Here is a 6921-nt window from a genome sequence, read left to right on the forward strand (position 1 = left end):
TCCGCATGTCAGCATAAAAACAGAAAAAGACACCAACGGAAAAACAAAAATGACCAACATGGTAAATAAGGCGCAAGGATTTGGGCTGTCGCTGCTGACCAAAATTGCAGGCAGCGAGGTGCTGGATCAGCTGAAACTGCGGAAATTTGTCGAAAAGTCGCTGTATCAAAGCTCAAAGACTGGATTTAAAACCCTAAGCCAGAGCCAAAAAGCCTTTAAATTCAATAAAAATCTGCATAAGCAGCGCTTAGCCAATCAGTCCAAATCATTATTTGATTTAGGCCTAACTCCAGAGCAGCAAATGGCCTGCGATGCAATGGAGCAGTTCGCTGCCGAAATCCTTTACCCGCTGGCGCATCGGGCAGTTCCCTGCCGAACTGCAGCGCCGCAGCAAAGATTTAGGCCTGAACCTGTATGCGTTGCCTGAAGCCTTAGGCGGTGCGGCAAGCGAAAAAAACATCATCAGCAATATCTTAATTGCAGAGCGCTTGGCGCAGAGAGACTTCAGCCTGACTGCCGGCCTGCTTTCAACATTCAGCGTGATTAATGCCCTGACCCAATCGGATTCTGAAGCGGTTCAGGCGAAATACCTGTCAGATTTTGCAGAAGATGCAGAAATTCAGGCCAGCTTTGCCGTGCTGGAAGCCAGCGCCGCATTCAATCTTTTCCAGCTTAAAACCCGGGCCATTGAGCGCCAAGGCAAATACGCCATTAGCGGTGAAAAAACGCTGGTGATTTTAGGCGAGTCCGCCGACCTGCTGCTGGTTTCGGCTGAGCTGAATGGCCAGCCCGATGTATTTGCCGTGCCCCGGGACAGCAGCATCACTCTAAAAAAAACACCGGCAATGGGGCTGAAAGCCACTGAAACGGTGACGCTGCATTTCAACAACACCCCAGCCGAACGCTTGGGCGATGACGATTTCAGCTACACCGCATTTGTAGATTTGGGCAACTTAATGTGGTGCGCCATGGCAGCCGGCACTTGTGAAGTGGTTAAAAAATACTGCATCCAGTACGCCAATGAACGCACCGCCTTTGGCGAGCCGATTTCACACCGCCAAAGGGTTGCCTTCATGATTGCCGACATGGCGATTGAAATTGAAGCGATGCGCATGCTGGTGCTGAATGCCGCCAGCCTTGCAGAAGCCGGGCAGCCTTTTCACCGTAAAGCCTATTTAGCGCGCCTGCTCTGCGCAGAAAAATCCATGACAATCGGCACAGATGGCGTCCAGATTTTAGGCGGCCACGGCTTCACCAAGGAACATCCTGTTGAGCGCTGGTACCGCGACTTGCGGGGCACAGCAATCATGCACTCCGGCCTGCATGCTTAAATAAACCCCATAAGCATTAAAAAAGGAAAAGAATATGAATCTGCAAAACCCTAAAAAATTCAGAATGCTGATTGATCAGGCCCATGAAGCCGCCTTGAATGTGCTGCGCCCCATTTCACACAAATATGATAAAGCTGAGCATGCCTATCCCAAAGAACTGGACATGCTCTCCTCACTGGTCGACGGCATGAACGAAAGCGGTGACGGCATAAATGCTGGCGCTGCCGTAAATAAGCGCGGCGGCGCTGACAGCGCCAACAAAAATGGCGTCAATATGTCTACAGCGCTCAGCATCGTTGAAATGCGCTATGGCGTGCTGCTGAGCATGCCGCAGCAAGGGCTGGGCAATTTCCGCGATTGCAGCTGTGGCCAATGATGAACAGCAGGAACGCTTCAAGGGCACATGGGCAGCGATGACTATATTCTCAATGGCGAGAAGATCTTTGTGACTTCAGGCGAACGCGCCGATGCTGTGGTGGTTTGGGCAAGCTTGGATAGAAAATCAGGGCGCGCTGCCATTAAATCCTTTGTCGTTCCCAAAGGCACTGCAGGCATGAAAGTAGAACGCCTTGAACATAAATTAGGGATTAAAGCCTCAGACACCGCCGCTATCGGCTTGATTGACTGCCGTGTTCCAGCGGCCAATCTGCTGGGCAATGCAGAAATAGATCCTGCAAAAGGATTTTCCGGCGTCATGGAAACTTTTGACAATACGCGTCCGCTTGCCGCTGCGATGGCGGCCGGCTGCGCCAAAGCCTCCTTAGAGCGCATTAAGGAAATTTTTAAGGATGAAACTGGATGCCGGCTATGCAACACCCTATCTGCAAACCTCCAATATCGCCGCGCAGATTTACCACTTAGAAGCTGCCCGCCTGCTTATGCTGAAAGCTGCATGGATGGCGGACAATAAGCAGCCGAACTCGCGCGAAGCCTCAATCACCAAAGCCAAAGCAGGCCGGGTAGGCAATGAAATTACGCTGAAATGCGTCGAATTGGCCTCGGCCATTGGCTACAGTGAGGATGAGCTGCTGGAAAAATGGGCGCGGGATTCAAAAATTTTAGATATTTTTGAAGGAACACAGCAGATTCAGCAACTGATTATTGCGCGGCGTGAATTAGGCAAGTCATCCAGCGAATTGAAATAACGCTTGCTTCAGCAGAACTGTCGGCTGGATAAGCGGTGGATTTTCATGAGAAATCGTAATATAACAATCCATCTCTTGTTGCTTTATGATGGCTGCCTGCTGACTATGTACCATATCCGCCCTATCCAAATTTCTGACAATCCTCAAATTGCGCAGATTATCCGTGATGTTTCCAAAGAGTTTGGCTTAGCGCCGGAATCCGGCTTTGCTGTTGCTGATCCGATCTTAGATCACTTGTACAGCATTTACAGTCAGCCCAATGCACAATATTGGATCATTGAGAATGCTTATGGTCAGATTTTCGGCGGGGGCGGCATTGCCCCGCTGCAAGGCGATGCAGCCATCATGGAAATTCAAAAAATGTATTTCCTAAATGATATTCGCGGTTTAGGATTTGCTAAGCAGATTCTAGCACATGCTTTTGCATTCGCGAAGCAGCATTATTTTAACCGCTGCTATTTAGAAACCACTGCCAGTTTATGGCAAGCGGTAAAGCTTTATGAAAAATTAGGCTTTGAGCATTTGCATGCGCCTAAAGGCAATACAGGCCACAGCCATGCCTGTGAAATATGGATGTTAAAGCATGTCAACTGAATCTGTGGCAATCCACAAAAAAGTAAGCCTGAGCTGAAGATATTTATTGCCCTCCCTAAACAGTAAAAATTGTGTTTAGCAATGATCCATTTGCCTGCACAATGCAGCAGGGCCAGGCACTCCTAAATACAGGAATGATAAACTTCACTTTCGGCAAGAAAATGCTGGCGGGAACTGCTAAATTAATGCAGAGTATGAAAGCCTCAAACTGAAGAATTCAATTATTAAAATTAGAACCTTCAATTCCGGATGAAAGATACACAATATTAACAAATTCACAGCATTACACAGCTGGCGCATCCTTGACTGCAACACATAGGCTGAATAATATTTTCAGCATAAATAATTAGGCTATAGACAGTATTTTATTGATTATGCAACGTTTCTCACAAATCCAGGCTCGGTGGACTGATTCAAAGTTATTCACTTTAAAATCGGCCCTAATTGCAACAGCAGCAATCGCATTCACAGGCTGCTCATCGCTGGGCGGCGGTTCTATTGAAAAGCGCTCTGCAAAACTTTCTTCAGGCATTCAAAAAGCTTATGCGGTTGAACCCAATACTGCCAATCGCGTTTCGCCAATGATTATTCAAAGCGCGGAACGCTATGATTTAGACCCACTGCTTGTGGCTGCAGTGATCCGCCAAGAATCCAGCTACCGCCCGCGTGTTACCTCTCCGGCTGGCGCAGTTGGCCTTACGCAAATTATTCCGCGCTATTGGCAAAATAACTGCCCTGGAGATTTATTTGATGAAAATACCAATATTCAATGCGGCAGCTATATTATTTCAAAATATAAAAATACTGCTGGCGAACTGCCAAAAGCATTAGCCTATTATAATGTCGGGCCAACAGGCTATAACACTGACCGCTATATGAAAAAGCAGGGCAAACGCTATGCTAAGCAAGTCAAACAGCATCAAAAGCTCTTAAAAAAGGCTTTATAGAAATACTGAATTCCAGTTCATGAAGATGAAGCGCATCATCTTCAGGGATCGGGACAAAAAGAGTTAGAGGCTAACTTATGCTTTTCATCATGCAAGTTCACTTGCCCTAAAAGCACATCAGTCAGAACTTCGTACTCTTACAACCAATAGATGTAGTAACTTGTTACTTATACAACTAAAGAAAATTTTCACAGAGCAATTTAAATGAACTCAGGTATGAACATACTGATGATTAAAACGATACTCCGTTTCTTTGATATGCTTATTAACCACCAGCCCCCTGAATTAAATATGATTTATATATATCATTTCACCAAATTATAAATTACGGTACCACAATTATAGAGAAAATTTATTATATCTGTAGAATCATTTTTAGATATATCAAATTTAAGGCCAGTTACAGGATCAATATCTGCTTCGTGAACAATAGAATTTCTTCTATTAGATATTAATTTAAGCATGTTTTTAGCATAATTCTCATCAACTCTTAAATTATTTGAAATTTTAAGCCATTTTTGTTTTTCAGACCAAATATGACTTAATCCCTCTGATACTTTATCGGGATCTTGATAAGAAACAATTTTCAATTTATCAAATATGTAGTTTTGAAAAACCAGCTCTTTTGGAGGAAATGAAGCAGAAACTAAGTTTGCATGTTGATCAACAGATATTGTTACGGTCAAATATTTTGGAGTCACAGGTCTTGTACCTTTATAAATTTCAACCATACCGACTCGAATTAAATCATGTACTAACTTATCAAAAGCACTTAAAGCATAAACTATTTGAAATCGCAAAATATCATCAAAATTCATAGGAATTTTTTGAGTCAAACTTAGATAATCATGCAATTCTGCAAGGTGTCTAATTTCATTAATATTTTTTTCAAAAAGCTTGAATGCATTATACATGATCAATTAATCTCAATATTTCATCTTTCATCGCATTAAAAGTTATTAATAAGCCATCCCTTTTCTGTTTCATACTTTCAAGAACACTTCCAACTTCACCAATTTCTTGATCTTCAATTTTAAATACCGGAACTTGAGCATTATAAGATTTAGGCAGCAGCCCTTGGAAATCTGGAATTTCTGCAAGACAAAAACCATTATTCTTAAAGCTATAAATATCTTTATCAAGAACCATATCATGAGGAGCTAATGCCTGAAAAAAATGGTTACTTATTTGCGATTTTATTTCCTCAATATTATCTCTATATGGTTTAGCCGCTTTACCATTTCTTATATTAAACCTTTGTATTAAAGTACCTAAAAATTTAGGAGTTCCTTCAAACATTGGGTATGCTGAAGCCTGAAACATCGAAACAGAATTACGCTTCCAAGATATCCATTACGGTAGTGTAGTAGTTAAAGTATTTATTGCCATTATCGAAAATGGGTCTGGATTGGTAGGAATAATAAATGCATTTGCCGATAAAAATAAATTTTGATTAATTGCACTTAAACTAGCGTTCATATCAATAAGTGTGAAATCTATTGAATATTTTTCTTCAGTTAACTTAATAAGTTCAGAAAATGCTCCTGGTAAATTTTGAAGCGTCGCAATTGCATTATTCGATGTTTGTGCAAAAGTTAAAGGGCATCATATTCGGACAAATTAGCATGACCTGCCAGTAAAAATAAATTAGGTAAACGTTCTGGCGAATAACATTCAACAGCTTGTATAGGAAAAGGCCGACCTTGAAAAGCAGTACTGACTCCATCTTTTAAATTTTGATTTTTTGTTTCATCATCAATATAATAACTTTCAAAACTGTCACCTAAAAGTAAGCTTGTTAAATTACATTGTGGATCAGCATCAACAACTAATACTTTATAATTATTACTTAATAACCAACCTATATTATAAACAGACGTAGTTTTACTAACCCCACCCTTATGATTAAAAACAGCAATTCTTTTTGTCATTTTAAATTCACTTAATTTAAACTATATTATTAATAATGTATCAAAAAAAGTAATTTTTAAAAACCTATTTCCGATTACTTTCCTCATTATTTCTTATTTTATTTTAGGATTTAAGAATCTAAAGATAAGTTTCACAAAGTAATTTAAGCAAATTCAGGTATAAATTATCATGCCAATGATTAAAGCTGTATTCCGCATCTCTAATATTCAGATAAAATATCTTTTTATTAGATGTTTAGTCCCGGCATTTAATTTAATCAGACATTTCTTGGCATAGTCTCCAGAATGACTCTATACTGTTAATAGAGTGCTCTCCACTGGAAAACTCGTTTGCTACTGTGATTGGCTCTAAAATGCTTATTAAAGCTTATATCAACAAACCCTCATAGCCTCGCCATCCATCTGCATTGATTACTGTATTCATATAAATATAACCTCTAATACCTTGCAGCGTGGCTTTGGAGCAATCAGGAACGATTCTATATTCTCTTTGCCTTCCCATTTAAGCAGTCCAAATACGATAATTTTACCGGAAGCACCGCTACCCCACTCACCCCGAACTAGATGTGCGCCAAAGATAGAGTTAATAGAGCCTATAGAAATATCAGTTAGTTCTATTGCATTAATCGCAGCGAAACTCATCACAAAAAAGCAATCATCTGTCTGAATTCCACTTTGCTGATTTTTTAACGGGAATAGTATTGCTCTACCACCCGACACTACTTTTCACTGAGTCTGCGGAGCACCTTGCGCATTTGCTGGCCTGGATGATTGCAGAAGACCTGACGGTCGATGAAGTTCTAAATAAGCCATTCTATCATCCGACACTTGAAGAAGGGCTGCGCACCGCGCTGAAGCATGCTCTCCGGCAGCTTTAGGCTCTGCGGACTTCCGGGATGCCCTTTTCTTTTCTATTTTTTTCCTGCATAAAAAAAAGCCCCCTGACTCGCTAGAGTCAGGGGGCTTTTGAATA

The 6921-nt window shown here is 41.5% G+C and carries 6 protein-coding genes and 4 pseudogenes; 5 read left to right on the forward strand and 5 right to left on the reverse strand.

Annotated features, from left to right (window positions below; all coding sequences use genetic code 11):
- Positions 1-49: 49 nt before the first annotated feature.
- From RSA72_RS06490 to RSA72_RS06505, 4 genes and pseudogenes are all read left to right on the forward strand, one after another.
- A pseudogene (locus RSA72_RS06490) lies at positions 50-1331 on the forward strand (acyl-CoA dehydrogenase family protein).
- Positions 1332-1365: 34 nt separating this feature from the next.
- Positions 1366-2476, forward strand: a pseudogene (locus RSA72_RS06495) (acyl-CoA dehydrogenase family protein).
- Between the two features lie 105 nt (positions 2477-2581).
- Positions 2582-3070: a GNAT family N-acetyltransferase gene (locus tag RSA72_RS06500; protein WP_332623282.1), complete on the forward strand. Its 489-nt coding sequence runs from the start codon at positions 2582-2584 to the stop codon at positions 3068-3070.
- 374 nt (positions 3071-3444) lie between these two features.
- Positions 3445-4017 (forward strand): lytic transglycosylase domain-containing protein, encoded by a 573-nt coding sequence (locus RSA72_RS06505; protein WP_332623277.1) that lies wholly within the window; start codon positions 3445-3447, stop codon positions 4015-4017.
- A 305-nt stretch (positions 4018-4322) separates the two neighbouring features.
- On the opposite strand, the gene RSA72_RS06510 is transcribed toward RSA72_RS06505, so the two are convergent.
- The 5 genes and pseudogenes from RSA72_RS06510 to RSA72_RS06525 form a co-directional block, all read right to left on the reverse strand.
- Positions 4323-4931, reverse strand: coding sequence for a HEPN domain-containing protein (locus RSA72_RS06510; protein WP_332623275.1), 609 nt, complete (start codon positions 4929-4931; stop codon positions 4323-4325).
- Positions 4924-5316: a hypothetical protein gene (locus tag RSA72_RS06515; protein ID WP_332623274.1), complete on the reverse strand. Its 393-nt coding sequence runs from the start codon at positions 5314-5316 to the stop codon at positions 4924-4926. Before RSA72_RS06515 ends, RSA72_RS06510 begins: the two co-directional genes overlap by 8 nt.
- A gap of 54 nt (positions 5317-5370) precedes the next feature.
- Positions 5371-5586 (reverse strand): AAA family ATPase, encoded by a 216-nt coding sequence (locus RSA72_RS14590; RefSeq protein WP_443098281.1) that lies wholly within the window; start codon positions 5584-5586, stop codon positions 5371-5373.
- Positions 5587-5612: 26 nt separating this feature from the next.
- A complete protein-coding gene (locus RSA72_RS06520; protein ID WP_332623273.1) occupies positions 5613-5948 on the reverse strand; it encodes a ParA family protein in 336 nt (111 codons plus the stop codon).
- Positions 5949-6066: 118 nt separating this feature from the next.
- Positions 6067-6607: pseudogene (locus RSA72_RS06525) on the reverse strand (transposase).
- 63 nt (positions 6608-6670) lie between these two features.
- Between RSA72_RS06525 and RSA72_RS06530 the strand changes: the two are divergent.
- Positions 6671-6826: pseudogene (locus tag RSA72_RS06530) on the forward strand (dihydrolipoyl dehydrogenase); the annotation flags it as partial.
- Between the last annotated feature and the right edge of the window lie 95 nt (positions 6827-6921).

It is taken from the genome of Acinetobacter sp., from assembly GCF_036659555.1.
Lineage (GTDB): Bacteria > Pseudomonadota > Gammaproteobacteria > Pseudomonadales > Moraxellaceae > Acinetobacter.

Bases quoted from the DNA above. Each gene is read 5' to 3' on its own strand.
- RSA72_RS06505 (WP_332623277.1), top strand. From the start codon at position 3,445: ATGCAACGTTTCTCACAAATCCAGGCTCGGTGGACTGATTCAAAGTTA.
- RSA72_RS06515 (WP_332623274.1), bottom strand. From the start codon at position 5,316: ATGTTTGAAGGAACTCCTAAATTTTTAGGTACTTTAATACAAAGGTTT.
- RSA72_RS06520 (WP_332623273.1), bottom strand. From the start codon at position 5,948: ATGACAAAAAGAATTGCTGTTTTTAATCATAAGGGTGGGGTTAGTAAA.
- RSA72_RS06500 (WP_332623282.1), top strand. From the start codon at position 2,582: ATGTACCATATCCGCCCTATCCAAATTTCTGACAATCCTCAAATTGCG.
- RSA72_RS06510 (WP_332623275.1), bottom strand. From the start codon at position 4,931: ATGTATAATGCATTCAAGCTTTTTGAAAAAAATATTAATGAAATTAGA.